The organism is Tenacibaculum sp. SM2510 (assembly GCF_057002845.1).
On the sequence record NZ_CP192703.1, the window covers coordinates 1,772,778 to 1,799,519 of the forward strand.

Sequence of the window (26,742 nt, forward strand, 5' to 3'; positions counted from 1 at the left end):
ACGAACGACGTAATCTCATCATTTCAAACGAACAAGTTAAAGATTGCTTCCTGCTATTCGCAATGACGTAAAAGGTTAAAATCGCAATGACAAAAACACAAAACAACGCGTCATTACGAGAGAGATACGAACGACGTTACCTGCTACATTTAGAACTAACAAATTAAAGATTGCTTCCTGCTAGTCGCAATGACGTTTGCAAAAAGTTTGTTAATTTCTTGGCTTTCTCCTATAAACACTATACATTAGATTCCTTATTTAGTCCCCCTCTAAAATTTTTAATTAAAAACTATTACTATGGAAAACAAAAATTTACAAGAAGTGGCAATGACTTTAAGCCCAGACACAGACAACCCTACGACTGGTACCGATAACCCTACGACTGGCGGTGGTGGTACTGGAAATACTGGCGGTGACGGAAAATAAACTTATTTACAACACCTTGTTAAATAACAGGGTGTTAATATTTTTTATGCATAGACATTTCCTCTTTTTTTCTTTCCTCTTTTTTATTCAATTTTCTTTTTCACAAAACGAAGCAACGGATTCTGTTGATTTTTATTTAAAGAAAGCAGATAACCTTTATAGGGCTAAAAAAATTCCTTTTCTTAAAAAAGCAGTTTTTTTTGCAAATGAATCTAATATTGATTCTTTAATAAAAAAAACAAATATTAAATTAGGGCTTCATTCTTTTTATAATAAATCACTTAAAGATTTAAAATTCGCTAACAACAATATTAATAATCTCTACATAAAGACTAAAGACTCTTCTTTATTAGCAAAACAATTACATTTTAAAGCTCTAGAACAAAAAGTTAAACTAAATATTGATAGTGCTTTTTATTTCTATCATCAATCTAAAAACATCTCTAAACAATTAAAAGACTCATTATCAGTTGGCAGGCGTTTATTAAGTATCGCTAATTTACAGAGAGAGGCTAAAGATTATTTAGGCTCGGAAATAAGCTCAATTGAAGCTCTACATTATCTTGAACCTATAAAATCTTATCGGTATTTACAAAGTGTCTATAATAATTTAGGTATCGTTTCACAGGAATTAAATAATACAATTTCAGCTTCTAAAAATTATCAGAAAGCACTAATTATTAATAAAAAAACAAAAGACCCTGGAAGAAAAGCGGCTACACACTTATATGTTATAAATAATTTTGGTTTATTATATCAAAAAATAAATAAAACCAAAAAAGCAATAACTTATTTTAAAAAAGGATTAGCCTTTGATAGCATTAAGGAAAAATACCCAATACAATATGCCCTTTTATTAGAAAATTTAACTGCTAGTAATTTTTTACTAGGTAATAAAATAAATGCTTTAAAACAGTATAATGAGGTTTTAAAAATTAGAGAAACCAATAATAATCTTAGTAATGCTAGTATCACACTTATAAATATTTCTAACTATTACAAGGATCTAAATCAAAATAAAAAAGCACTCTTTCATTCAAATAAAGCATTAAATTATGCCAAACAAACCCACAATAATAAATCTTGGTTAGAAGCTTTACAAAACCTTTCAGCCTTAACAAAAGGAGAGCAATCAAAGAACTACTTACAACAATACATTACCCTTAATGATAGTTTATTTCAAAAGGAGCGTCAACTAAAAAATCAGTTTGCTAAAATTAGGTACGAAACTGATAAAAAAGAAAAAGAAAACACTGTTTTAAAGTCTGATAACCAAAAAAAGCAAGTAGAAATTGTGTACCACAAACAACAACAAACTATTGGTTGGTTGGCTGCTGCAAGTGGTTTGTTATTATTTGTGGTGAGTATCTTGTTTTTCTTTTTCAGAAAAAGAAAACTATTATACTTGGCGCAGTTAGAAAGAGTACAAGCAAGAGAACACGAGCGACAGCAAATTGCAAAGTCACTGCACGATGAAGTTGCTGGAGATTTGCGTTTACTACATCAAAAATTAGAAAAATCTAACCTATTTGAAGAAGCAAAAAAACTAGATACTGTTAAAGAAAATGTGCGTAATTTATCGCATCAATTAAGTAGTGTTAGTTTTGGTAAAGTTTCTTTTAAAGATCAAATAATTAATTTAGTAAGCGATTATTTTGAACTAGATTTTAGAATAACTGTTGCTGGGTTACAAGAAAATGAATGGCACACTATAAATGATGCTATTAAACGCTTACTATATTTAAGCACTCGTGAAAGTATACAAAACAGTAAAAAGTACGCACAGGCAAGTAAAATAAGTATCGATTTTATTGTACATAAAAAATATGTACATTTGACTATTACTGATAATGGTATTGGTTTTGATACTAATATTAGTAAAAAAGGAATTGGTTTACAAAACCTACAAGAGCGTGTTGAAGAGCTAAGCGGCTCTTTAGATATTAAAAGTGAGGTAGGTAACGGAACAAAAACTAGTATACAAATCCCCATAAATGTCTGGACAAATAAAAATACTCTTAGTTGATGATCATCAATTAATAATTGAAGGTATCTTATCTTATTTAAAAGATATTGATAATTTAGAAATAGAAACTGCCAACTCTTGCGACGAGGCCTTTTCTAGAATAAAAACAACACTTCATAGCAATCCTTTTCATATTGTTTTTACCGATTTAAGTTTCGATAACAATAACGGAAACGTTATTTTAGATGGAGGTGAAGCTTTAATAAAAGCTATTCAACAAGAAAAAATTGCTATAAAAACGGGTGTAATTACTGGTCATTCTGAAACCAATCGCGTATTTAATGTTATTCATAATTTAAATCCGTTTGCTTATATTTTAAAAGGAAATTGCAGTACAGATGAATTAACATTTGCTATTCAAAAAATGTTAAAAGGCGAGGTGTATTATACGCATGAAATACATCAAAAATTATTAAAAAGAGCTTTAGTAGAAATTCAAATGGATGAAGTTGCCATTCAAATTTTAAAAGAACTCCCAAAACATGCTAAAATTGCCAATTTAGAAGGTATTGTAAAAAAACCTGATGGCTCTTTAGTTAAAGTAAGATCTATAGAAAGTAAACTAGCCAAACTTCGTACCGACTTACAAGCACAAAACAACACTGATTTAGTACTAAAAGCTAAGGAGTTAGGTATTCTTGATTAATTTTTTGCGGTAATACACACTTTTTTTTGCGGTAATCCCCTTTTAAGCTTCAACAGACACTTATATATTTGCCCCAGTGTGTTAAAAACACTATATGGGAAGATTTTGAAAAAGAAACAAGTTTAAAAAACCTATCAAGGCTATTGATGGGTTTTTTTGTTTTTATAATTTTCATAAAAATCATTGCGGTAATACACACTTTTTTTTGCGGTAATCCCCTTTATTAAATAAAAGAGCTGCTATATATTTGTAACATCAGATTTCAATAATATGGGGATATAACGAAATATGATATTAAGGGGAAAACAAACCTTCTAGAAATTTCTAGAAGGTTTTTTACAGCTATAAAATTAACCTCTATACTCATACGGAAATACACACTTTTTGTTGCGGTAATCCCCTTTATAAAACAAAATAGCTGCCATATATTTGTAGTGTTCTTTTGAACAATAATTAAAGAGTGTTAATTAAAAATTATAAAAATGGGGATTTTTTTACTTAAAAAAACAACGGGAATTTTAAACGAAATTTTAGCAACTTTATCTGAACTAGGTAAAGGAGCTGGTTACGCATTAAAACACTAGTAGTAATAATCTATTATTCATCTTTATAGACTTTGCGGAAATACACACTTTTTTTTGCGGTAATCCCTTTTCTAAAACAATATAAGTACTATATATTTGTCATATCATGCTTTGTAAATATGGGGATATAACAAAGATGGCAATTAAGGAATAAAAACCTTCTAGAAATTTCTAGAAGGTTTTTTATATTATAAATTAACCTCTATAGCCATACGGAAACACACACTTTTTGTTGCGGTAATCCCCTTTATAAAACAAAATAGCTCCCATATATTTGTAGTGTCCTTTTGAACAAAAATTAAAGGGTGTTAATTAAAAATTATAAAAATGGGGATTTATTTACTTAAAAAAACAACGGGAATTTTAAACGAAATTTTAGCAACTTTATCAGAACTAGGTAAAGGAGCTGGTTACGCATTAAAACACTAGTAGTAATAATCTATTATTCATCTTTATAGACTTTGCGGAAATACACACTTTTTTTTGCGGTAATCCCTTTTCTAAAACAATATAAGTACTATATATTTGTCATATCATGCTTTGTAAATATGGGGATATAACGAAATATGATACTTAAGGGGAAAACAAACCTTCTAGAAATTTCTAGAAGGTTTTTTACAGCTATAAAATTAACCTCTATTCCCATACGGAAATACACACTTTTTGTTGCGGTAATCCCCTTTATAAAACAAAATAGCTGCCATATATTTGTAGTGTTCTTTTGAACAAAAATTAAGGGGTATTAATTAAATTTTAAAAAGATGGGGATTTTTTTACTTAAAAAAACTACAAAAATTTTAAACGACTTTTTAGCTACTTTATCTGAATTAGGTAAAGGGGCTGGATATGCTTTAAAACATTAGTAGTAATTAAAAAAGGGGTAAAAACCTTCTTGATAAAATTATCAAGAAGGTTTTTTATTTGCCAAATTTTAAATTGTAAATTGCTTTTTTTAATTATTACATTATAATGTAAATGGCAAAATATATTCTTGCGTTAGATCAAGGTACTACGAGTTCTCGTTCGGTAATTATTAACGAATCGGGAGAAATAATTGCAATAAATCAGCAGGAATTTAAGCAAATTTTTCCACATCCTGGTTGGGTAGAACACAATGCTGAAGAGATTTTAGAAACTCAGTTATCTACATTAAAAGAAGTAATTCTTAAAGCTAAAATTCTACCTTCAGAAATTGTTGGAATTGGTATTACAAACCAAAGAGAAACCACTGTTGTTTGGAATAAAAACACCGGTAAACCAATATACAATGCTATTGTTTGGCAAGACAAACGAACAGCTACTATTTGCGAGCAATTAAAGAAAAAAGGATTAGAAAACTATGTGCGTAAAACTACAGGCTTAGTAATAGATAGTTATTTTTCTGCCACCAAAATAAATTGGATACTAAACAATGTTGAAGGTGCAAAATTAGAAGCTGATAAAGGAAATTTACTATTTGGCACTATTGATAGCTGGTTACTTTGGAACTTAACCAATGGTAAAGTTCATGCTACAGACTACAGCAATGCTTCGCGAACTATGCTGTATGATATTAAAAATTTGTGTTGGAACGAAAAATTATTAAAAGAACTCAGTATTCCTCTATCAATATTACCAAAAGTAAAACCCTCATCTCATCATTTTGGAAATTATGAATTAGACGGGTATCAAATTCCGATTACAGGAATTGCTGGAGATCAGCAAGCAGCTCTTTTCGGACAAGCATGTTTTACTAAAGGGGAAGCTAAAAACACCTACGGTACCGGCTGTTTTATGCTAATGAATACTGGTGAAAATCTTGAATACTCTAAAAACGGATTGTTAACTACCATTGCCTGGGGAATTGATAATAAAGTATATTATGCGCTTGAAGGAAGTGTGTTTGTTGCAGGATCGGCAATTCAGTGGTTACGTGACGGATTGCAAATTATTAACAATGCTGAACAAAGTGAAGCTATAGCTAAAAGTATAACAGAAGAAAACCCTGTATATGTTGTCCCTGCTTTTGCGGGTTTAGGCGCACCTTATTGGGATATGTATGCGCGTGGTGCTATTTTCGGATTAACTCGCGACACAGGTAAAAATCATATAATAAAAGCAACTTTAGATTCGCTTGCCTACCAAACTAAAGATATTTTAGAGGTAATGCAAAAAGATAGCGAAGTTAAATTAACTTCGTTAAAAGTTGATGGCGGCGCTTGTGCTAATGATTATTTAATGCAATTTCAAGCAGATATTTTAAATACAAAAGTTGAACGACCAGAAATTATTGAAACCACCATTATGGGTGCTGCCTATTTAGCTGGTATTTGTGTTGGATTATGGAAACAACAAGATATTTTAAATAGGCGAAAAATTAATAACACATTTACTCCTACTTTTTCTTCAGAAAAAAGAGAAAAATTATACGCAAAATGGCAAAAAGCGGTTGAACGTACTAAAGATTGGGAAGATTAAAAATTATTATGGCTAAATTTTACAATAAAATTACTTCTAGAATTCAAAAATTTATAGAAACACAAAAGGTGTTTTTTGTAGCAACGGCTGCTAAAGACGGACGCATAAATTTGTCTCCAAAAGGAATGGATTCTTTTCGTGTATTAAACGAAAACCGCGTTGCATGGTTAAGTGTTACTGGTAGCGGAAACGAAACCTCAGCTCACTTATTAGAAAACGGGAGAATTACTATTATGTTTTGTGCTTTTGAAGGCGCTCCTAACATTTTACGCTTATACGGCAAAGCAAAAGAAGTATTGCCAAATGATACGAATTGGAATGAATTAATTAGTCAATTTCCTAAACTATCAGGCACCCGACAAATATTTGATGTAACTATTGAAAGCGCACAAAATTCATGTGGTATGTCAATCCCTTTCTATGAATACAAAGAAGAACGCAACGAGTTATTAGATTGGGCAAACGATATAGGAGAAAGTGAAATTGAGCAATATTGGGAAGACAAAAACCAAACTAGTATTGATGGATTAGATACTAAATTTAAAAAATAACTTTAACTTTTACCTCAATATTAAGCTAATGGAATAGGCATTCTATTTTTGGTAACTTTGTGTAAATTCTTAGAAATGGATGTTTTTTTTTTAATTTTATCGTTAGTCCTTATTTTTTTAAATCTACTGCCGTTTGTGAAAAATCAGCATTGGGTTTTTCGTGTTCCCGAATTTATTAAAATACAGCTATTAATACTTCAAATAATTACAAGTATTGGTCTTTTTGTTTTTAGTGATAAAAATAATTGGTTTTGGTTCGTCTTAATGTTCCAAATTACTTTAATTATTTATAATTCATACCTTTTAGCTCGTTTTACAAAATTCTATAAGTCTGAAAATAAAAGTACTGTCTATTCAGAAAGTTTTAAAGTTATTTCTGCTAATATTTATCAATTTAATTCTCAGTTTAAAAGGTTTAAAGATTTTATCCGAAGTGAAAAACCTGATTTTTTTGTTACTATAGAAAGTAATGAAGATTGGGAGTTTGAAATGCGCAGCCTAGAAAACGAATATCCTTATACCCAAAAAATAACCTTAGATAATACCTACGGAATGCATTTATATGCTAAAATTCCTTTTCAAAAAATAAAGACACACTACTTTGTTGCCAATGACATCCCTAGTATTGAGGCTCATTTTAAAAACAAAAACGGAGAAGGTTTTGTTGTTTTCTGTGTGCATCCGCCGCCGCCTAGCCCAACCGAAGAAACAACCTCTAAGGAACGCGATGGCGACCTAATGTGTATCGCTAAACGGGTTAAAGAAATTAATAAACCTACACTTGTTGTTGGCGATTTTAACACTGTATCTTGGTCTAGAATTGCTGATTTATTTCGTAAAAATAGTGGGCTAATTGATGGCAGAAATGGACGAGGAATTCTTGCCTCCTATCATGCTAAATATTGGTTTTTTAGAGCTCCTTTAGATTTAGTTTTTCACAGCACTTCTATTATTATAAAAGAATTACGTCTTTTAGGATATATAGGTTCTGATCATTTTCCTATTTGTTGTGTTTTCTGCATCACCCCTTCAGTAATCAATAATACTATTAAAACAACTACTAAAGGTGAAGGTGAAGAAACAACTGAATTAATTTACAAAGGGAAAAAAGAAAAAAGCAGCAACCGAACTTAATTATATTTTTGTCCGATTAGGCTCTTAAAATTCTAATAATCTATTTTTTGAAACCTGATAAAAATCATGTTTTGATTCAAAACATATATTTACTTTTGAAGTAAATGAAAATGATATGATACAGTTAGTTAATTTACCCTTAGTTTCATGGATAAACGGTACCGTAATGATAATCATTTTTGGTTTTGTTTGCCTTGGGTTAGTTACAACGCTCTTAATTCTTATAAATAGCGATAAGAAAAAAGAATAACCCTTTGTATCAATAATTATAATAGTTAATTATTAGAAGGAGTACTCTATTTATATGTTGGTGGTTAAACTTTTAGAGTACTTCTTCTTATTTTATGAATAGTTAATTTAAAGGGAAGTGTTCTGTTCATTTTCGGGGGACTTAATAACCAGAACATTTCTTTTTATTTAAAAGCATTTAATCCGGTAATATCTAAACCGGTAATTAATAAATGAACATCATGTGTTCCTTCATAGGTAATTACACTTTCTAAATTCATTGCATGTCTCATAATAGAATACTCTCCTGATATTCCCATGGCGCCTAAAATTTGTCTTGCTTCTCTGGCTATTTTTATAGCCATATCTACATTATTACGTTTTGCCATAGATATTTGAGCCGACGTTGCACGTCCTTCATTTTTTAAAACACCCAATCGCCAAATTAACAATTGTGCCTTGGTAATTTCAGTAATCATTTCAGCCAATTTTTTTTGTTGAAGTTGAAATTGGCCTATTGGTTTACCAAATTGTGTGCGTTCTTTTGCATAACGCAAAGCTGTATCATAGCAATCCATCGCCGCACCAATTGCACCCCAAGCAATACCATAACGAGCAGCATCTAAACATAACAACGGTGCTCCTAACCCTGATTTGTTAGGCAATAAATTTTCTTTAGGGATTTTTATATTATCAAAAATAAGCTCTCCTGTAATTGAGGCTCTTAATGACCATTTATTATGTGTTTCTGGTGTAGAAAAACCTTCCATACCTCTTTCAACTAATAAACCATGAATACGCCCTTCTTCGTTCTTTGCCCAAACCACAGCAACATCACAAATAGGCGCATTAGAAATCCACATTTTTGCACCGTTAAGTAAGTAATGGTCTCCCATATCTTTAAACTTAGTTTCCATTGCTGCCGGATTACTTCCGTGGTTAGGCTCTGTTAAACCAAAACTCCCTATCCATTCACCAGAAGCTAATTTTGGTAAATACTTTTTTCGCTGCGCTTCGTTTCCGTAATTATAAATTGGCCCCATTACTAACGAAGATTGCACCGATGCTGTTGAACGAATACCGCTATCACCACGCTCTAACTCTTGCATTATTAATCCGTAAGAAATTTGGTCTAATCCTGCGCCACCATATTCTTGAGGTATATATGAACCAAAAGCACCAACCTCAGCTAAACCACCTAATAATTGTGTAGGGAATTTCGCTTCTTGCGCAGCATCTTCAATAATCGGTGATAAATTTTTCTTTACCCATTCACGAGCAGTATCTCTAACAAGTTTGTGCTCATTAGTTAATAAATCATCTGTTTGATAATAATCGGGAGCTTGAAACAAATCGGCTTTCATAGGTTTGCGCTAAAGTTAATTACAGTAGTTTTATTTAAAAGTATTGATTCAAAAATACTCAAAAAAATGGTTTTTAGTATCGATTTATGTATGTTTGTAATAGATGAGATTTACGCTAGGACAACAAGAACGATTAAAGAGCAAAAAGCTAATAGAAAAGCTATACGAAGAGGGGAAATCTATAAAAGTATTTCCGCTTCGAATGGTATATATTCAAACTGAACATACTTCTAAATTTCCTGTTCAGGTAGGGGTTTCTGTTCCTAAAAGAAATTTTAAAAGCGCTGTTGATCGAAACCGCATCAAACGGTTACTTCGAGAAACCTACAGAAAAGAAAAATATACTGTTTATGACGCTGTAAATCAACCGCATGTATTTATGATTTCTTATATTGCAAGAGATGAATGGACGTATGCTGATATAGAACGTAAAATGCAGAAATTATTAACACTTTTTGTTGCAGAAACTACCAAGGATGAAAAATAGAAAAGTACTTTTTTTTAGCGCTCTAGTTATCATTTCATTGTTGTTCTCATTTCAATCTCGCTTTTTTGAAATAGCGAAACAAATAGAGATTTACAACAACCTATTTAAGGAGTTAAACATTAATTATATTGATGAAATTAACCCTGGTGAGTTAACTAATAAAGCCATAAAAAACACTTTAAAAAGCTTAGATCCTTACACTAATTTTTACGACGAACAAGAAGTGGAAGATGCACGAATTCGCCGTGAAGGGGAATATGGTGGCATCGGAATTACTACTTTTTACACAAAAAAAGGCATTGTAATTACTGAGGTTTACAAAGGTTTTTCAGCTGATAAAGCAGGTTTAAAAGCTGGTGATATTATTACCACTGTAAATGATCAAAAATTGGTTGAGTTAGAGAAAAGTCAATATTCTCAAATGATAAAAGGAACTCCTAATAAAGAGCTTTCTTTAGTTATTCTCAGAAACAATATTACTAAAAACATCAACTTAAAACTAGATAAAATTATTGTAAATCCGGTTCCTTTTTACGATATGATTGATACAGAAACTGGCTATATTATTTTAACCCGTTTTACAAGTCAAAAAGCAACACAACAGGTTTCTAAAGCTTTTAAAGAATTAAAAGAAAAAGGGATGAAAAAGTTGGTTTTCGATTTACGAAGCAATCCTGGTGGCTCTTTATTTGATGCCGTAAATATTACTAATTTATTTATCCCAAAAGGATTAAAGGTGGTTGATACTCGAGGAAAAATTAAAAAAAATAGCAGAACTTATAAAACAAGCCAAGATCCTTTAGATACAGAAATCCCTATAGTTGTTTTAATAAACGATCACTCTGCATCAGCTTCAGAAATTGTTTCTGGTGCTTTACAAGATTACGATCGTGCCGTAATTATGGGCGAACGCTCTTTTGGTAAAGGCTTAGTGCAACGTTATTTTAAGCTAAATTACGGAACACAAATGAAGGCTACAATTTCTAAATATTATACGCCAAGTGGTCGTTGTATTCAGGAATTAGATTATGCTAATCGCGATGCTAAGACAGGGAAAGTTCCCAAGTTTTCTGACGGATATGTAAGTTTATTTACCACAAGAAACGGACGAACAGTTTATGAAGGTGGCGGCGTAACGCCTGATATAAAAATGGCGTTTTCAAAAAAAAATACAGCAACAAAAAAGCTATTAAAATCGAGAGCTATTTTTAATTTTGTAACCGATTTTACAAATGAAAACTTAAATTTAAACACTGAAAATTACCTTTTTAAAACTACTGATTTCAGTAACTTTAAAGACTACTTATTAAATAAAGACACTGTTTTTATTACTAAAGAAGAGCATTTATTTAAAACAGCTTATCTTTCAGTAAAGAACAACATTGCTATTTCATCAGAATATAATGATATTTCGCAAAAATTAAAAAAAGAGAAAGTTAGTAAAATAGCCTTAAACGAAGATATTTTATCAAAAGAGATACAAAACGAAATTATAAAGCGATATGCTTATAAAGAAGGTGTTTATAAACATCAACTTAAAAACGATGAAACCATAAGTAAAGCGGTAGATTTACTGAAAAATCAAAAAAAATATAATGCTGTTTTAACGAAATAGTATCCACAACATATTTTGTATATTTGTGCTTTAAAAACAAATATGTCAAAACCCAACCATAAAGAACGTACCAGAGCCCAAGAGTCTACCAATGCCATAGAAAAATTATACATTTCTATGCGTCATTTATTTAGTCGTGGTTTTTATAAACCAATGGGTATTTCTGGAGAAACATTACGTAAATCATTATTACAATTAAGACCTGAAATTTACGGATCTATCGCTGAAGACAAAACCGAATTAAACGGTTTAGTATATATTATAGAGCGATTACCTGAAGGAATTGAAGAGTGCCAGTTCATTTATTTAACCGCTGATGAAGGTTATAGAAACTCTAAATTCAAAACAATTGTTCCTCCGAAAAGAAGAAGAAATTGTTACCGTATCGATAAAGATCAAATGAATATTGAAATTACGCGTGGTCGTTCTGAAATTTACGATATCCTTACCCACCTTACTTTCTTATTTATAGAATCTCATAAAATTAAAGATCGCGTTGTTATTGATAATGGCGAAGGTTTTATTAGAGAATGGGTTCATTTAGAAGAGATTGTTTTATATAACAAAACCCTTACGGATGAAGAAAAAGATGTAATTGTTGTGCACCTTGGTAATATCTTAGGAAGAACATACGACGAGGTATACGATGCCTATAATACATTTGCAACTGAAGAAAATCCGAATCGTTTTTTCCACCTTATTTATTGGTTAGGTAAACTAGCTATAAACGAAGCGCTTTTAGAACAAAAACGCTCTGTAAAATTTAGTTCTGTTTTAATTGAGGAAATCGGACATCATTTTTATGGTGAAATTTGGGCAAATAACATTAAAAAAAATCTTGTAGATAATAATTTACTAGAACGCCCTATTCATATTATTAGTGCCAATATGCACAGTGTTATGAATAGTATTTACGCACAAAATGCCCTACCAAAAGAAACGAAAAAACATAAAGGGTTTGAGCTTTTTGAAGTATTAAGTAACGCAAATAGCCAACCTTTACAAAAGGCTGTTAAAAATTACGCATCAGAAAACGGATTGATTTATTTAAAAGACACTTCAGGAACCAATATCAATGTTCAAATTATTGATACTGAAAAAATCGATTTCGATACAACTTCATATGAAAAAGTGAATTCTGTAGGAGAAAAACCCGTTATCATTGTAATGGATTATGCCTTCGGAGAACAAGCATATGAAACAATGGATGAATTATTGAAGCCTTATAAAACAGGGAATAAATCTACTCACTTAGATGTTCTTTCGGTTTCTATTATGGGTAAAGCTGGTATTTTAGAAGGTGGCAAAGGAGACATTATGATTCCTTCTTCACATATTTTTGAAGGTACTGCTGATAATTATCCGTTTAAAAACGAATTAACAAAAGAAGATTTAGAAGGTTTTGGTGTACAAGTTTTTGACGGAGCCATGGTAAGTGTGCTAGGAACTTCTTTACAAAATAAAGACTTACTTAAATTCTTCCACGATTCTACCTGGAATGTTATTGGTTTAGAAATGGAAGGCGCGCATTATCAAAAAGCAATTCAATCTGCTTCTAAAATTAGAGGAAATGTACGAGAAGATATTAAAGTAAGATACGCATATTATGCTTCAGATAACCCGTTAGAAACAGGTGCAACACTTGCTTCTGGAGGATTAGGAATGAGCGGGGTAACACCAACGTATGCTATTACTCAAAAAATATTAGAACAAATATTTTAGTCGCGGTGCGACAGCCAAAAAATAAATTTAAAAAAGCCTTCTTTTAAGTAAAAAGAAGGCTTTTTTTGTTTTTTAGCTGATTTTTGAGAATTGTTTTGCTTGTAGCCTTTTTTCTTACTTTATATTTGCAATTACAACACAACAACACAACAACAATGAATATCTTAATTTTAGGATCTGGAGGTAGAGAGCATGCATTTGCTAAAAGCCTTTCAGAAAGTAACAAAACAAAAAAACTTTTTGTAGCACCTGGTAATGCAGGTACAAGTAAAGTAGCTACAAATATTGCTATTAATCCTACCGATTTTAACAACGTAAAAGAGGTTGTTTTACAACACAACATTACGATGGTGGTTGTAGGTCCTGAAGCTCCTTTAGTAGCGGGTATTCACGATTTCTTCTTAGCAGATAACGACTTGAAAAACATTCCTGTAATTGGGCCTAAAAAAGACGGTGCCTTATTAGAAGGAAGTAAAGATTTTTCGAAGCAGTTTATGATAAAACACAACATTCCTACTGCAAAGTACGAATCGTTTACAGCAGAAACTTTAGCTCAAGGAAAAAAATTCTTAGAAACTTTAGCACCTCCATACGTTTTAAAAGCAGATGGATTAGCAGCTGGTAAGGGAGTTTTAATTTTAACTGATTTAGCGGAAGCAAAATCTGAATTAGAAGAAATGCTTTCGAATCAAAAATTTGGAGAAGCTTCATCTACCGTAGTTATTGAAGAGTTTTTAAACGGAATTGAACTTTCTGTGTTCGTTTTAACCGACGGAAAAAATTATAAAATATTACCATCTGCAAAAGATTACAAACGTATTGGTGAAGGTGATGCTGGCTTAAATACAGGCGGAATGGGCGCTATTTCTCCGGTTCCTTTTGCTACGGATGCTTTTTTACAGAAAGTGGAAGATTTAGTCGTAAAACCAACTATTGATGGTTTACAAAAAGACGGAATTGATTATCGCGGGTTTATTTTTATAGGATTGATGAATGATAACGGAAATCCATCAGTAGTAGAATACAATGTGCGTATGGGAGATCCTGAAACAGAGGTTGTTTTACCAAGAATTAAATCTGACTTGCTTGATTTATTTGAAGGCGTTGCTAATCAAACCTTAAATGAGAAATCATACGAAGTTACTTCTCAAACAGCAACAACAGTAATGTTAGTTGCCGGTGGGTATCCTGAAGCTTATGAGAAAGGAAAAGAGATTACTGGTTTTGAATCAGTAACCAATTCTATCGTTTTTCATGCAGGAACTACCCAAAAAGACGGTAAAGTAGTGTCTAACGGAGGAAGAGTTATGGCAATTACTTCTTTTGGCGATTCTATTGAAGAAGCGCTAGAAAAGTCTTATAAAAGCATTGATAAAATTTCTTTTGAAGGAATGAATTACCGAAAAGACATCGGATTCGATTTAATATAAATTTAAAAAAAGGAGTTGATACATCAACTCCTTTTTTTTATACTATAAATTTTACTTCCCCTCTTTCCGAATAAAATAAAGGAATCTTTAAATACCGTATTCATAAATTAAAAAGATTACTTCGAAATAAAAATTTCTCGCAATGACGTATTTTTAAATATCTAACTATTAATTTATTTCCAAATTTCTTTGTCTACTATCCCTAAAAAGAAATATAACAACAGGTTAAATTCAAATAAATTGAGGAATCAACTCTTCTTTATATTACTTTTTCTAAAGTAAAAGAAAACTCAGAGCCTTTACCATAATCGCTTTTTAGTAAAATAGTTTCGTTATGTGCTTCGATAATATGTTTTACGATAGACAACCCTAAACCAGAACCTCCTTGTTCTCGTGAACGGCTTTGGTCTACACGATAAAAGCGCTCAAATAAACGAGAAATATGCTCTTGTTTAATTCCCTCTCCGTCATCAATTATTTTAATAATAAACTTATTAGGGTTATAGGTTTCGATACTTACTTTTGTAATCCCTCCTACTTTACCATATTTTATAGAGTTTACTACTAAATTAATTAAAACCTGCTCTATACGTTCAACATCCCCTTTAACAAAATGAGGAAAATCATAAATACGATCAAACATTAAAGTAATATTTCTCTTCTTCGCTTTCATTTCAAAAAGATCAAAAACATTTTGAATAAGCTCTAAAATATTAAAGGTTTCCATATTCATTTTCATCCCCTCTGTTTCTAATTTAGCAATCATGTCTAAATCTTTAATAATTGAGGTTAATCGTTCTACACCTTTATTTGCACGTGCTAAATATTTAGTGCGTATTTCTTCATCTTCAGCAGCACCTTCTATTAAGGTTAAAATATAACCCTGTACTGTAAAAAGTGGTGTTTTTAACTCGTGAGCTACATTCCCTAAAAAATCTCTTCTAAAACTATCTCTTTGTGTTAATACAGCAATTTCTTCACTTCTTTCTTCAACATATTTTTGTACACTGTTTGTTAGTGCTTCTACATCTGTAGTTACATTTTTTCTTTCTAAATCGTTAACATCTAGAATAGAGATATTTTGATATAGTTTTTTTACTCTTTGGTATATAAAATATTCTGCTCTGTATTGGATGATGAAGAATGAAATAATAAACATTACAATTCCGAAAACAAGAACAGCTCCAATACCTAGTAAATTAATTAAAAGGAAATATGATAACAGTGCTATTACTACAGATATTGAGGTAGAATATAATGCCGACCAAAGGGCGTATCGGTATGTTTTTTTAATTTTTTTCATCATAAAAAAAAGATTGCTAAATAAGCAATCTGTATAATTTTTTTGGTTTATTGCTTATTTTTCTTCCTCTAAAACAAACTTATATCCAACTCCTTTTACGGTTTTAAAGAAGTCATCTCCTATTTTTTCTCGGAGTTTACGAATATGAACATCTATCGTTCTTCCTCCTACCACAACTTCATTTCCCCAAACGCTATCTAAAATTACTTCTCTCTTAAATACCTTACCTGGTTTTGACGTTAATAATGATAATAATTCGAATTCCTTTCGTGGTAAAGCTATCTTTTTATCACCTTTAAACACAACATACTCATCTCTGTTTATAACAATATCACCTACTCTTGTTGTTGCATCTTTTTCATCTTCCGTTTTTAAACGTCTTAAGAGAGATTTTACTTTACTTACTAATATTTTTGGCTTTACTGGTTTTGTAATATAATCATCTGCGCCAGCATCAAAACCTGCCATTTGTGAATAATCTTCTCCACGAGCTGTTAAAAAAGAAATAATTACATCTTCTAACGATTTAATGCTTCTAATTTTTTGACACGCTTCAATACCATCCATCTGAGGCATCATTATATCTAATAAAATTAAATGCGGACTTATTTTTTTTGCCAATTTTACTGCATCTGCACCATTGTTGGCTGTAAAAACTTGATACCCTTCTGATTTTAAGTTATATCCTACTATTTCTAAAATATCAGGCTCATCATCAACAAGTAAAATTTTAACATCATTCGTGTTCATAGGTCGTTTTATATTGTGTTATCCAAAAGTAACTATAATATTATAAATCTTGTATGCTCATACTTAACTTAACATTCATTTAATCATTCATAAACCTTTACTTAAATAGCAATGCATCTAATAGCTGTTAGTTTTTCTTTTTTAAAGAGGTTTTGTATCTTTATAAAAATTGATTTCTATGAAAATTATTCCATCACTAGGTGAAATATCTTCTAAAACTAAAGATGCTTTTAAACGATTTCCTATTACCATTTCTTGGGCAATAATTGGAACTTTGTTTTGTCTTTACACAGCTGATGCAGAGAATTTTGATACACCCTTTTATGGAAGGATAATTTTAACTTTTGTACTCGGAATTAGTTGGCTTATTGCTACTCGTTTTTTTATAGCGCAATTTAAAAAGGATAAATCCTGGTTTTTCATAATCACGTTAGGGTTTTTACTCATTTTTTACTGCAGTGTTTCTATAGAAGGTAAAGGGATCAGTTCAATATCAACAACTAGGTTTGTGCTCTATTTTATTACAGGTCATTTATTGGTTCTTGTAGCACCTTTTTTATTAAAATGGAATAAATCGGCTTATTTTAACTACTTAAAAGCTATTAGCACTGCAATTGCTAGAAGTTTTTTATTCTCTTTAATTTTATATTTAGGCGTTGTCTTAGCATTACTTGCCGTAAAATATTTGTTTGATGTTGATTTTGATGGAAAACGTTTTTTTCAAATGTTTATTCTCTGTTTAGGAATTGTAAATACGTGGATTTATCTAGCTGATTTTCCTAAAGATATTCACAATGAGGTCGTAATTAATTATACCAAAGCACTAGAAGTTTTAGTGAAATATATTCTAATTCCTTTAGTAATTTTATACCTCATCATTTTATATGCTTACAGTTTAAAAATTCTAATTAACTGGAACTTGCCTAAAGGCTGGGTTTCGTATTTAATAGTAGCATTGTCTTTATTGGGCTTTAGTATTCAAATACTAGTAAACCCTATTCAAAAAACAATTAAATCGAGAGCTATTAATCAATTTCACCCATGGTTTTACTACCTGTTGTTACCGCTTATCGTTTTATTATTTATAGCCATTTTTCGTAGAATAAATGAATACGGAATTACAGAAAACCGCTATTTTGTATTCACACTAGCTTTATGGATTTTAGGGGTAACTTTATATATGCTTTTTAGTAAAACTAAAAAAATTAGGGTATTCCCATTAAGTTTAGCGGTACTTTCTTTATTAGTTTCTTTTGGCTTTTGGGGCGCTTTTTCTACCGCCACAAAAAGTCAGGTTCGTCAATTCGAAAAAGTTTTTTCGGAAATTAAAAACACCGATTTTAACACCACTTTTCAGAAAAAAAACCAACTTCAATCTATCGTTAACTATCTAAATAATAAACAAGAGCTCGATAAAACAACATCGGTTTTAGGGTATAATCCAAAAACGGCTTTTAAAACTGACAATAAGTGGCAGCTGCAAAAACGGTTGATGGATAGTTTGAATATTACAGTAAACGACAAGCAAAAAAACAAGTATTTAAATTATCATTATAGCGGCGATGATTTTAGAACATTAATCAACATAAAAGGCTATGATTTTTTAAAGAACTTATACCTAAGCACAAACAACAATAAAGAAGAAAATACTATTAACGAGTATCGTTTCTCATTACAAAAAGAAGCAGCTATACTTACTATAAGTAAACAAGGCGAATTGGTAGGTACTATAGATTGTACTACTTTAATTCAGAAACTTCAACAACAAGGTAAAAGTTATAATATAGATAGATCATACATGATGTTAGAAAAAGAGCTTTCTTCTTTAAAAGTAAAAATTCTCTTTAAAAACATTTATGTATCTAACCCTAAGAAAAACAAAAAGGCCTATATTTTAAGTGCTGGTGCATACGTGTTAATAAAAGAAAAGGATGCTAAATAAAATAAACATACAAAATATCTTGTTTTTAGATATTGAAACAGTTCCTGAAGTGGAATTATTTTCTGATTTATCGGAAGAAAAACAAGAACTCTACGCTTTAAAAACGCAATACCAACGAAAGGATGAAACTACTGCCGAAGATTTTTATCATCGCGCTGGTATTTGGGCTGAATTCGGAAAAATAATCTGTATTTCGGTAGGTTATTTTGTAGAAAATGAAGGAGCAGAGCAGTTTAGAATTACTTCTTTTTCTTCGGATGATGAAACCATTATTTTAACTGATTTTAAAAAATTACTCGATACCCATTTTAACCAAAATAAACATTTGTTGTGCGCACATAACGGTAAGGAATTCGATTTTCCGTACATCGCACGCCGAATGATAATAAACAGAATAGATTTACCTAAAAAGCTAGATTTATTTGGTAAGAAGCCATGGGAAGTGCCGCATTTAGATACATTAGAGCTGTGGAAATTTGGCGATTACAAACACTATACCTCTTTAAAGTTATTAACGTCTATTTTAGGCATACCGTCACCCAAGCAAGATATTGATGGTAGCGAAGTAGCCAACGTGTATTATAAAGAAAAAAACTTACCTCGTATAGTTGAATATTGTGAGCGTGATACGGTGGCTGTAGCACAATTGGTATTGCGCTTTTTAAACAAACCCATGCTCGCTGAAACAGCTATTGTTAAAGTTTAGTATTCACTTAGTATTTTAATAAAATGCTGTCAATTCGAGTGTATTTTACGATTAAAATCAGTGAAATTTGTATCGAGAATAGGGTTTTAGCTACATAACGAGTTCTCTATACGATTTTTTAACAAAAATCACTCGAACTGACATTCTAAAAACCAGTTTAACTAAAAACAAACAACCCACTTTATAACCTGTAAAGTCTTTTGGTACAATTAGATAGAATTACTATATTTAACTCGAAAATTTGCTAAAGAAATAATTGCTATTCCTTTTATTTTTTAAAATTTCGATGCTATACACTTCTTAACGGATACCCGTAAAGGAATACCATGTGCTATATGTAATTTAGTATGTGGAATATAGTAGATATTAAATGATATAAACAAGCTGTAGGCAATTTTAAAAAAAACTAAATATGAGTTCCAAATCTGATGCTTCTACTAAAATATTAGGATTTAAATATCAAGAAATGGCTGCTTTAAAGGAATGCTTTGAGGGAAAAGATGGTACAAAAATTTATTTAGAATGTTTAGGAGATGTTTCAGACGGAAAGACATCAACAGAGATTAAACACTCTATTAATGATGAAAAAAAACTAATTGACACGCATATTGACTTCTGGAAAACTCTTTCGAATATAATAACAGAATATGATACATTTCGTTTTTATGACAAATTCATACTTCATACTACAGCAGAAATAAAAGTAGGGTCAATATTTGAAAGTTGGAGAGATTTAACCAAATCTGATAAAAAAAAGAAAATAATTGCAGTAAAATCAAATGACACAATTAAAGTATATTATGATAATGTAAAAGCATTTGATAAAAAGAAGTTAGAAAACCTTCTTGATAAATTTGAAATAAAAGACAATCAAAAATCAGCTAAAGAATATTATAAAGATGTTTTATTAGAACATCCAGCTGTAACAAGTCATATTGAATTAAAAAATAGAGAAGAATTCATTTGTTATTTATTTGGATATATATCACTTCAGCTAGTTAATACAACAGACTATATTTGGGAAATTGTAATAGATTCTTTCCGTGAAAATTCTCGGACTTTTGCAAATAGATATAAAATTGAAGAGTTAAATTTTCCAATTTCAAATGTTACAGCTGACATTACTACAAAAGATAATTTCCATTTTGTAAAAGAGTTAGAAAAAATTCAATATGAAAGGAAAATTGGTAAGTCAATGGATAATTATTTAAAAGCTTCTGAAAGTCAAATCAAAATGGTTGAAGCAAGAACTAGCTTATGTGAAAATCTTGATAACTATGATGAAGACATCAAAGAAGTTATTCTAGAACTTAAAGACAGTCACTTAGACCAACTAACCGAAAACTGCGATACTAACGAGAAATCAAGACGTTTTTTTGATGACAGTATTAATCAAATTTCTTCTAAAACTAAAATAGAAGGAATTACAAATACAAGACCATATTATCCTAAAGGTCGCTTACTGCATAACCTAGAAATTAAAACAATTGACATTAACCTAAACTCAAAGAATGAAAGCAACTGATTTAGAAAGATTGGTGTTTTCGCCATTCCACACTAGTAAAATATTACATCATTTTTTATGTGGTGCTAAATCTGTTAATTCTCATTGTATAAAAACAGAATTAATACATCTTGTTTTACCTTTTATTTATAATATTCAAGCTCAAAAAAAATTAAAGAACTTAAATAAAAACTCAAAATTCAACCCGTTTATTGAAAACAAAGATTTTGACATTTTTAGAAGCTCTTTAAATCAAAAGATAAATGATTATCGAGAAATAACAAATACAGCAATTATTATTCTAGCCAATGAAATTGATTTAGAAATAGGTGAATATTTAACGCCAAATACTGATATTCATTTCAATAATGAAAAAGATATTTACTTAAAATCGATATATAAGTCATCATATAATTTAGGTGTTATTTTAGGGAAGGAACAATATTTATCAGTATTTAAAAAACTTAGAATTACAGAAATATGAGTACAACTATAAAACAAATTGCTGTTTTTAGCAATACAGGAAGTAAACGATTTGTACCATTTAAAGATGGTTTGAATATCATAACTGGGGATTCTAAGACAGGGAAAAGTGCACTTATCGAAATCATTGATTATTGTCTATTTTCATCAAGGTCAAGTGTTCCTGTAGGAAAGATAATCGATTTTGCAGAATTATTTGTAGTCATTTATAAAGTAAACGAATTTTACATTGTTATTGGTCGTCCAGCACCAAAAACAGGAAATATGAGAAATGCATATTTAAAAATAGAAACTGATTATAAAATAATTGAAGATATTAAATATGATTATTTTAATGACATTTCACTGAAGCCAATTAAAAATGATGTTCAAAATGATTTTGAAGAATTATTAGGTTTGTCATTAAAAAACTTAGAATCAGATTACGAGAGTTTTGGAAAGTTATCGATTAGAGACACAGTGTCTTTTCTATTTCAACATCAAAATTTGATAGCTAACAAACACGCATTATTCTATAGGTTTGATGATTTGGTAAAACGTAAAAGAGTTATTCAAGCTTTGCCCGTTTTATTAGGTGTGGCTGACAGTAAATATTATCAATTGGTAAAACTAATTAAGGAGACTGAAAGAAAAATAACAGCCGAACAAAAAGTTTTAGAACGAATTCAACAAAAAACATCAAACCAAGCTGATAATATTAGAGACCAAATACAAATTTATTATTCAATGTTAGACCTAACTCTTGAAGAAGGGCTTTCATTACGTGAATTAAAAAAGATAGGTCTTAATTTACCTATTCCTCCAAAAATCCTTGCTGACCAAACAAAATCATTTACTAAAGTAGCACAATTAGAAAATGAAAGAGAAGTTCTCTATGTTGAGAAAAATGAAATTGAAAATGCTATTTCCAGTCTACTCTCAAATTCAGATGACAGTTTAGATTACGCAAAACATTTAAGACAAACTAAGGCTAGACAAAATTATAATACTAAAATAGATGAATTAGCTTGTCCACTTTGTGACAATTCAGTTTCACACATCAATGAGAACATTGATAAACTAAATGAATCAAAAAACAAACTAATTGAGGAGCTTACAAAAGTTAACACATTTTCAAAAGACAGTACTCAGATAATTGAGAAATTTAGATTAGATAAGAAAGCATTAACAGTCAAAATAAAATCAATTTCTAAAAACATTGAAATACTTACAAAAGAAAATGTTGATATAAAAAAAATAAAAGGAAAACGAGAATCAATAATACATCAAAAAGGTGTTTTAGAAACAACAATCAAACATCTTTTAGAATCCAACGATTTATCTAAGTTTAATTCAGATTTAGTAAGCTTAAAAGAGCAACTTAAATCATATAATAAAGAGTTATTGAAGTATAAAGATTTAAAGCTATTCAAATCCGAAACAGAATTATTTATTAAAGAACAAATGGATAGAGTTGCTAGTAAATTGGATTTTGAAGAAGAACTGAAACCTATTGACTTTCATTTTAACATTGATAATTTTAATTTTTATCATAAACACAAATCGCAAAAGATTAGGCTAGATGAAATGGGAAGTGGGGCAAACTGGTTAGCTTGTCACCTTTCTTTATTTTTATCTTTCCTGCATTTATCTTGCAGTAACTCTAAATCAATAATTCCATCATTCTTAATGGTAGACCAACCTAGTCAAGTTTACTTCCCTAGAACAGCCAAGAAAAAAGAATTGAACGATTCAGAAGATGAAGAGAAGTTTGAAGAAAACATTGAGCAAGTAAAAAATATATTTAAAGTTTTGAATGAAGAAATTGAATTAATATTTAAGAATACAAATGTTAAACCTCAAATAATAGTATTAGAACACGCTAATGATGATGATTTTAAAGAATTTATAATTAAAGATTGGATTAAAAGTGACGGTGGAGGACTAATATAAAACGGCATACAACAATGTATAAAAAACATAGGGCATTTCGTGCTAAATCAAAAGGTCTGTAAATATTAACAAAGTCCGCTAAATATAAAATTTAGCGTTTATAATAAAAAAGATAAAAGCAAAATATTTATATTTAGCTAAGTAATAAACCGAAACGAAAGTGCTTATCACCTGCCGTACGTTTCTTATACTTAACGGTAACAAATATTACAAAATTAAAATCATGAAAAAAATTGCAATAGTCATATTAATTCTGATATCGTTTTCATTTCAATCAAACTATATTCAAGACGACATAAGTATGATTTGCTCTGGAAAATGGCATTTAGAGTATGTAGAAATTTCTGGAGAAAAAATACCGCTACCTCCTAAAATGATAAAAAATAGTTGGTCTATGTACCATCCGGATGGTAAAGCTGAAGGAATGGATCAAAATGGTGTATTAAGTACTGGTAAATGGGTGTATTTAAAAGAAAAGAGAGCTCTAAAAGTAACAGATGAGCAAGAAACAGTTATTCAAAAAATTGTTTCAATAAATGATTCTAAATTAGTTTTCTCAATAAATAAGCATGAGCAAGAAATTACATTAGGGTTTACCAAAAGATAAAAGAAATATACTCCTTGCAAGTAGAAATAAAAAATCCAAGAATAAAATGTTACAAATGTATGAGGCCTTCAAGCACATGTATTTGTAAACACATTAGTCCTTTACAAACTAAAACGCGTTTTATTATTTTAATGCACCCGAAAGAGTACAAAAAAGAAAGAAACGGAACGGGGCACATGACTAAGCTTCAGCTTGAAAATTCAGAAATTATAGTGGGTGTCGATTTTACCAATAACAAACGTGTAAACGAAATACTGACTAATAAAAATAGTTCTGCTGTTTTACTGTATCCGGGAAAAGATAATTTCAACTTATCGACAAGAAAAAGTTCAGAAATAAATGCCTTTATGGGTATTAATGCAAATATCTTTATTCTCGATGGCACATGGCCTTGCGCCCGTAAAATGCTTAGTTTAAGCACCAACTTGCAAAAACTAAAAAGAGTAAGTTTTGATAATAAAATTATTTCAAAATTTATTATTAAGCAACAGCCAAATTCTCTTTGTCTTAGTACTATTGAGTCAGTATATACCGTCTTAAATTTATTGAAGAAAGGTAACTTAGAGCAATGCGAAACGAAAGGTTTCCTTATTCCTTTTGAAAAAATGATTGAATATCAACTCGAATATCTTCTAAACCCAACTAGTAAAAACTATAGTTCAACGGCAAACAAAGAGATTCTTCCTAAGAATATGTATAAGAAAAACACCGAAAGAAGTATTATTTTCGAACAATAATAGCTGTAAAACCAGGTAATTTAATAGGTAAAGTAGAAATCTTCATTAGAGGAATGATAATAGCCATCAATAAAAACAGGCTATAACACGTATAGTTAATTTTTATTGATGGCTATTGCAATTTTATTTATGAAAAAATATTACTACCCTTCTATTTTCATAGAAAGCTCTAACCAACGTTCTTCTTTGGTTTCTAAATCGTCTGATATTTGCTGAAGCTCTATTGATTTATCATTAATTTCTTCAGGAGAATATTCAGCGTTATTAAATTTACCTTCAATAGTTTTTTTCTTTTTTTGCAATCTTTCGATATCTTTTTCAAGTAAACCCCATTCGCGTTTCTCATCAAAACTTAAAGCTACTTTCTTAGCCGTTTTAACGGGTTTTACAACTTCTTTCTTTACTTCTCTTGCTTCTATCACCTTAGAGTCTTCATAGGCTCTAAAATCAGAGTAATTACCAGGGAAATTCTCAATTTCTCCTTCTCCTCTAAACACAAATAAGTTATCTACAATTTTATCCATAAAATAACGGTCGTGAGAAACCACCATTAAGTTACCAGGATAATCTAATAAGAAATTTTCTAATACATTTAGCGTTACAACATCTAGGTCGTTGGTAGGCTCATCTAAAATTAAAAAGTTCGGATTCTGAATTAACACCGCACATAAATACAATCTCTTTTGTTCTCCACCACTTAATTTTTCTACAAAATCGTATTGCTTTTTTTTATCAAAAAGAAAGCGTTCTAATAATTGACTTGCAGATATTTTTCGTCCTTTAGATAACGGAATATATTCTCCGAATTCTTTAACTACTTCAATTACTTTTTGCCCTGGTTTTATTTCAATTCCGTTTTGGGTGTAATATCCAAACTTTACAGTTTCTCCTACTGTTACTTTTCCGCCATCTAATTCGATAGCTCCTGTTAACATATTTAAAAAAGAAGATTTACCTGTACCGTTTTTACCTATAATACCAATACGTTCTCCACGTTTAAAAACATAATCAAAGCCATCTAAAATTACTTTGTCATCAAACGATTTTTTCATTTTATGAAGCTCCAAAATTTTGCTTCCTAAACGCTCCATATTAATTTCTAACTGCACTTCATGCTCATTACGTCGCTGGTGTGCTTTATCTTTAATCTGATTAAAATCTTCAATACGAGATTTAGATTTTGTTGTACGTGCCTTTGGTTGGCGACGCATCCAATCTAATTCTTTTTTAAATAAACTTTTAGCTTTCCCTAAATTGGTAGCTTCTAATGCTAAACGTTCTTCTTTATTTTGTAGGTAATATGAATAATTACCTTTGTATTTATATAATTTACCTTCATCTAATTCGATAATCTCATTACACACACGTTCTAAGAAATAACGGTCGTGGGTAACCATAAATAAGGTTATTTTTTCTTTGGCAAAAAAGGCTTCTAGCCATTCAATCATTTCTAAATCTAAATGATTGGTAGGCTCATCTAAAATTAATAAATCTGGTTTTTTTATCAATACAATTGCAAGCGCTAAACGCTTCTTTTGTCCACCAGAAAGTTTCCCTACTTTTAACTGTAAGTTATCTAACTTTAACTTCGATAATATTTGTGTGTATTGCGTTTCAAAATCCCACGCATTGTACTGCTCCATTAACTCGAAAGCTTCTTGAAACGCGTCTGCATTATCAGGATTTTCTACTGCTTTTTCGTATTGCTTTATTACTGATAAAACTTTGTTATCTGTAGAAAAAATAGTTTCCTCTATCGTTAAGTCTGGATTTAAGTTATCCGCTTGCGATAAATAAGCAATATCAATGTCTTTTCTACTAATTACTTGCCCGGAATCAGATTCATCAACTCCTGCAATAATATTTAAAATAGAGGTTTTACCACTACCGTTTTTAGCAACAAAAGCTATTTTTTGATCTTTATTGATTCCGAAAGAAATATCTTCAAATAATACTTTTTCTCCGTAAGCTTTTGCAATGCCTTCAACCGATAGGTAATTCATATTCTATATTTTATGCAAAGAAACAAAAAACCCGAGCAAATGCTCGGGTTTTATTTATTTAATCGCAAGGTAATAGCGAAGGCTTATATTCCTTAAACTTTCCTC

At 30.4% G+C, this 26,742-nt stretch carries 21 protein-coding genes; 17 read left to right on the forward strand and 4 right to left on the reverse strand.

Annotation, left to right across the window (positions count from 1 at the left end):
• Positions 1-297 precede the first annotated feature (297 nt).
• From ACQ629_RS07995 to ACQ629_RS08020, 6 genes are all read left to right on the forward strand, one after another.
• A complete protein-coding gene (locus ACQ629_RS07995; RefSeq protein ID WP_483703886.1) occupies positions 298-426 on the forward strand; it encodes a hypothetical protein in 129 nt (42 codons plus the stop codon).
• A gap of 46 nt (positions 427-472) precedes the next feature.
• On the forward strand, positions 473-2,452 hold the full coding sequence (locus ACQ629_RS08000) for a tetratricopeptide repeat-containing sensor histidine kinase (RefSeq protein ID WP_483703888.1): 1,980 nt from the start codon (positions 473-475) through the stop codon (positions 2,450-2,452).
• Entirely contained in the window at positions 2,421-3,098 is a 678-nt protein-coding gene (locus ACQ629_RS08005) for a response regulator transcription factor (protein WP_483703890.1), read from the forward strand. Before ACQ629_RS08000 ends, ACQ629_RS08005 begins: the two co-directional genes overlap by 32 nt.
• 1,559 nt (positions 3,099-4,657) lie before the next feature.
• Positions 4,658-6,139 carry a glycerol kinase GlpK gene (glpK, locus tag ACQ629_RS08010; RefSeq protein WP_483703892.1) on the forward strand — a complete coding sequence of 494 codons (1,482 nt, stop codon included), beginning with the start codon at positions 4,658-4,660 and terminating at the stop codon, positions 6,137-6,139.
• 8 nt (positions 6,140-6,147) lie between these two features.
• Entirely contained in the window at positions 6,148-6,690 is a 543-nt protein-coding gene (locus ACQ629_RS08015) for a pyridoxamine 5'-phosphate oxidase family protein (RefSeq protein ID WP_483703894.1), read from the forward strand.
• 135 nt (positions 6,691-6,825) lie between these two features.
• Positions 6,826-7,824, forward strand: a complete 999-nt coding sequence (locus ACQ629_RS08020) for an endonuclease/exonuclease/phosphatase family protein (protein ID WP_483703896.1) — start codon at positions 6,826-6,828, stop codon at positions 7,822-7,824.
• 413 nt (positions 7,825-8,237) lie between these two features.
• Here the strand turns inward: ACQ629_RS08020 and ACQ629_RS08025 are convergent, their stop codons facing one another.
• Entirely contained in the window at positions 8,238-9,416 is a 1,179-nt protein-coding gene (locus ACQ629_RS08025; RefSeq protein ID WP_483703898.1) for an acyl-CoA dehydrogenase family protein, read from the reverse strand.
• 103 nt (positions 9,417-9,519) lie between these two features.
• Between ACQ629_RS08025 and rnpA the strand changes: the two genes are divergently transcribed.
• The 4 genes from rnpA (at position 9,520) to purD (ending at position 14,670) form a co-directional block, all read left to right on the forward strand.
• Positions 9,520-9,903, forward strand: a complete 384-nt coding sequence (rnpA, locus tag ACQ629_RS08030; RefSeq protein WP_483703900.1) for a ribonuclease P protein component — start codon at positions 9,520-9,522, stop codon at positions 9,901-9,903.
• Complete coding sequence (locus tag ACQ629_RS08035; RefSeq protein WP_483703902.1) at positions 9,893-11,518, forward strand: S41 family peptidase; 1,626 nt, start codon at positions 9,893-9,895, stop codon at positions 11,516-11,518. Before rnpA ends, ACQ629_RS08035 begins: the two co-directional genes overlap by 11 nt.
• A gap of 42 nt (positions 11,519-11,560) precedes the next feature.
• Positions 11,561-13,240 carry a DUF6909 family protein gene (locus ACQ629_RS08040; RefSeq protein WP_483703904.1) on the forward strand — a complete coding sequence of 560 codons (1,680 nt, stop codon included), beginning with the start codon at positions 11,561-11,563 and terminating at the stop codon, positions 13,238-13,240.
• Between the two features lie 155 nt (positions 13,241-13,395).
• Entirely contained in the window at positions 13,396-14,670 is a 1,275-nt protein-coding gene (purD, locus tag ACQ629_RS08045) for a phosphoribosylamine--glycine ligase (protein WP_483703906.1), read from the forward strand.
• A 259-nt stretch (positions 14,671-14,929) separates the two neighbouring features.
• On the opposite strand, the gene ACQ629_RS08050 is transcribed toward purD, so the two are convergent.
• Entirely contained in the window at positions 14,930-15,976 is a 1,047-nt protein-coding gene (locus ACQ629_RS08050; RefSeq protein WP_483703908.1) for a sensor histidine kinase, read from the reverse strand.
• Between the two features lie 51 nt (positions 15,977-16,027).
• Entirely contained in the window at positions 16,028-16,723 is a 696-nt protein-coding gene (locus ACQ629_RS08055; protein WP_483703910.1) for a response regulator transcription factor, read from the reverse strand.
• A 178-nt stretch (positions 16,724-16,901) separates the two neighbouring features.
• On the opposite strand from ACQ629_RS08055, the gene ACQ629_RS08060 reads away from it, so the two are divergent.
• From ACQ629_RS08060 to ACQ629_RS08090, 7 genes are all read left to right on the forward strand, one after another.
• Positions 16,902-18,665, forward strand: coding sequence for a DUF4153 domain-containing protein (locus tag ACQ629_RS08060; protein WP_483703912.1), 1,764 nt, complete (start codon positions 16,902-16,904; stop codon positions 18,663-18,665).
• Positions 18,655-19,371, forward strand: coding sequence for a 3'-5' exonuclease (locus ACQ629_RS08065; RefSeq protein WP_483703914.1), 717 nt, complete (start codon positions 18,655-18,657; stop codon positions 19,369-19,371). Before ACQ629_RS08060 ends, ACQ629_RS08065 begins: the two co-directional genes overlap by 11 nt.
• 412 nt (positions 19,372-19,783) lie before the next feature.
• The gene (locus ACQ629_RS08070) at positions 19,784-20,896 is read left to right on the forward strand and encodes a hypothetical protein (protein WP_483703916.1); all 1,113 of its coding nucleotides are present in this window, start codon (positions 19,784-19,786) and stop codon (positions 20,894-20,896) included.
• Positions 20,883-21,359, forward strand: coding sequence for a three component ABC system middle component (locus ACQ629_RS08075; RefSeq protein WP_483703918.1), 477 nt, complete (start codon positions 20,883-20,885; stop codon positions 21,357-21,359). Before ACQ629_RS08070 ends, ACQ629_RS08075 begins: the two co-directional genes overlap by 14 nt.
• Positions 21,356-23,290 (forward strand): DUF3732 domain-containing protein, encoded by a 1,935-nt coding sequence (locus ACQ629_RS08080; RefSeq protein ID WP_483703920.1) that lies wholly within the window; start codon positions 21,356-21,358, stop codon positions 23,288-23,290. The genes ACQ629_RS08075 and ACQ629_RS08080 overlap by 4 nt, the downstream gene beginning before the upstream one ends.
• Before the next feature lie 223 nt (positions 23,291-23,513).
• Complete coding sequence (locus ACQ629_RS08085; protein ID WP_483703922.1) at positions 23,514-23,897, forward strand: hypothetical protein; 384 nt, start codon at positions 23,514-23,516, stop codon at positions 23,895-23,897.
• 14 nt (positions 23,898-23,911) lie between these two features.
• Positions 23,912-24,634, forward strand: coding sequence for a tRNA-uridine aminocarboxypropyltransferase (locus ACQ629_RS08090; protein ID WP_483703924.1), 723 nt, complete (start codon positions 23,912-23,914; stop codon positions 24,632-24,634).
• 143 nt (positions 24,635-24,777) lie between these two features.
• Here the strand turns inward: ACQ629_RS08090 and ACQ629_RS08095 are convergent, their stop codons facing one another.
• A complete protein-coding gene (locus ACQ629_RS08095) occupies positions 24,778-26,637 on the reverse strand; it encodes an ABC-F family ATP-binding cassette domain-containing protein (RefSeq protein WP_483703926.1) in 1,860 nt (619 codons plus the stop codon).
• Positions 26,638-26,742: the final 105 nt, after the last annotated feature.

Excerpts from the sequence above, each read along its gene's own strand:
- glpK (WP_483703892.1), top strand. The coding sequence starts at position 4,658 with ATGGCAAAATATATTCTTGCGTTAGATCAAGGTACTACGAGTTCTCGT.
- ACQ629_RS08005 (WP_483703890.1), top strand. The coding sequence starts at position 2,421 with ATGTCTGGACAAATAAAAATACTCTTAGTTGATGATCATCAATTAATA.
- ACQ629_RS08085 (WP_483703922.1), top strand. The coding sequence starts at position 23,514 with ATGAAAAAAATTGCAATAGTCATATTAATTCTGATATCGTTTTCATTT.
- ACQ629_RS08050 (WP_483703908.1), bottom strand. The coding sequence starts at position 15,976 with ATGATGAAAAAAATTAAAAAAACATACCGATACGCCCTTTGGTCGGCA.
- rnpA (WP_483703900.1), top strand. The coding sequence starts at position 9,520 with ATGAGATTTACGCTAGGACAACAAGAACGATTAAAGAGCAAAAAGCTA.
- ACQ629_RS08080 (WP_483703920.1), top strand. The coding sequence starts at position 21,356 with ATGAGTACAACTATAAAACAAATTGCTGTTTTTAGCAATACAGGAAGT.
- ACQ629_RS08060 (WP_483703912.1), top strand. The coding sequence starts at position 16,902 with ATGAAAATTATTCCATCACTAGGTGAAATATCTTCTAAAACTAAAGAT.
- ACQ629_RS08055 (WP_483703910.1), bottom strand. The coding sequence starts at position 16,723 with ATGAACACGAATGATGTTAAAATTTTACTTGTTGATGATGAGCCTGAT.
- ACQ629_RS08095 (WP_483703926.1), bottom strand. The coding sequence starts at position 26,637 with ATGAATTACCTATCGGTTGAAGGCATTGCAAAAGCTTACGGAGAAAAA.
- ACQ629_RS08065 (WP_483703914.1), top strand. The coding sequence starts at position 18,655 with ATGCTAAATAAAATAAACATACAAAATATCTTGTTTTTAGATATTGAA.
- ACQ629_RS08075 (WP_483703918.1), top strand. The coding sequence starts at position 20,883 with ATGAAAGCAACTGATTTAGAAAGATTGGTGTTTTCGCCATTCCACACT.
- ACQ629_RS08025 (WP_483703898.1), bottom strand. The coding sequence starts at position 9,416 with ATGAAAGCCGATTTGTTTCAAGCTCCCGATTATTATCAAACAGATGAT.
- ACQ629_RS08015 (WP_483703894.1), top strand. The coding sequence starts at position 6,148 with ATGGCTAAATTTTACAATAAAATTACTTCTAGAATTCAAAAATTTATA.
- ACQ629_RS08000 (WP_483703888.1), top strand. The coding sequence starts at position 473 with ATGCATAGACATTTCCTCTTTTTTTCTTTCCTCTTTTTTATTCAATTT.
- ACQ629_RS08040 (WP_483703904.1), top strand. The coding sequence starts at position 11,561 with ATGTCAAAACCCAACCATAAAGAACGTACCAGAGCCCAAGAGTCTACC.
- purD (WP_483703906.1), top strand. The coding sequence starts at position 13,396 with ATGAATATCTTAATTTTAGGATCTGGAGGTAGAGAGCATGCATTTGCT.
- ACQ629_RS08070 (WP_483703916.1), top strand. The coding sequence starts at position 19,784 with ATGAGTTCCAAATCTGATGCTTCTACTAAAATATTAGGATTTAAATAT.
- ACQ629_RS07995 (WP_483703886.1), top strand. The coding sequence starts at position 298 with ATGGAAAACAAAAATTTACAAGAAGTGGCAATGACTTTAAGCCCAGAC.
- ACQ629_RS08035 (WP_483703902.1), top strand. The coding sequence starts at position 9,893 with ATGAAAAATAGAAAAGTACTTTTTTTTAGCGCTCTAGTTATCATTTCA.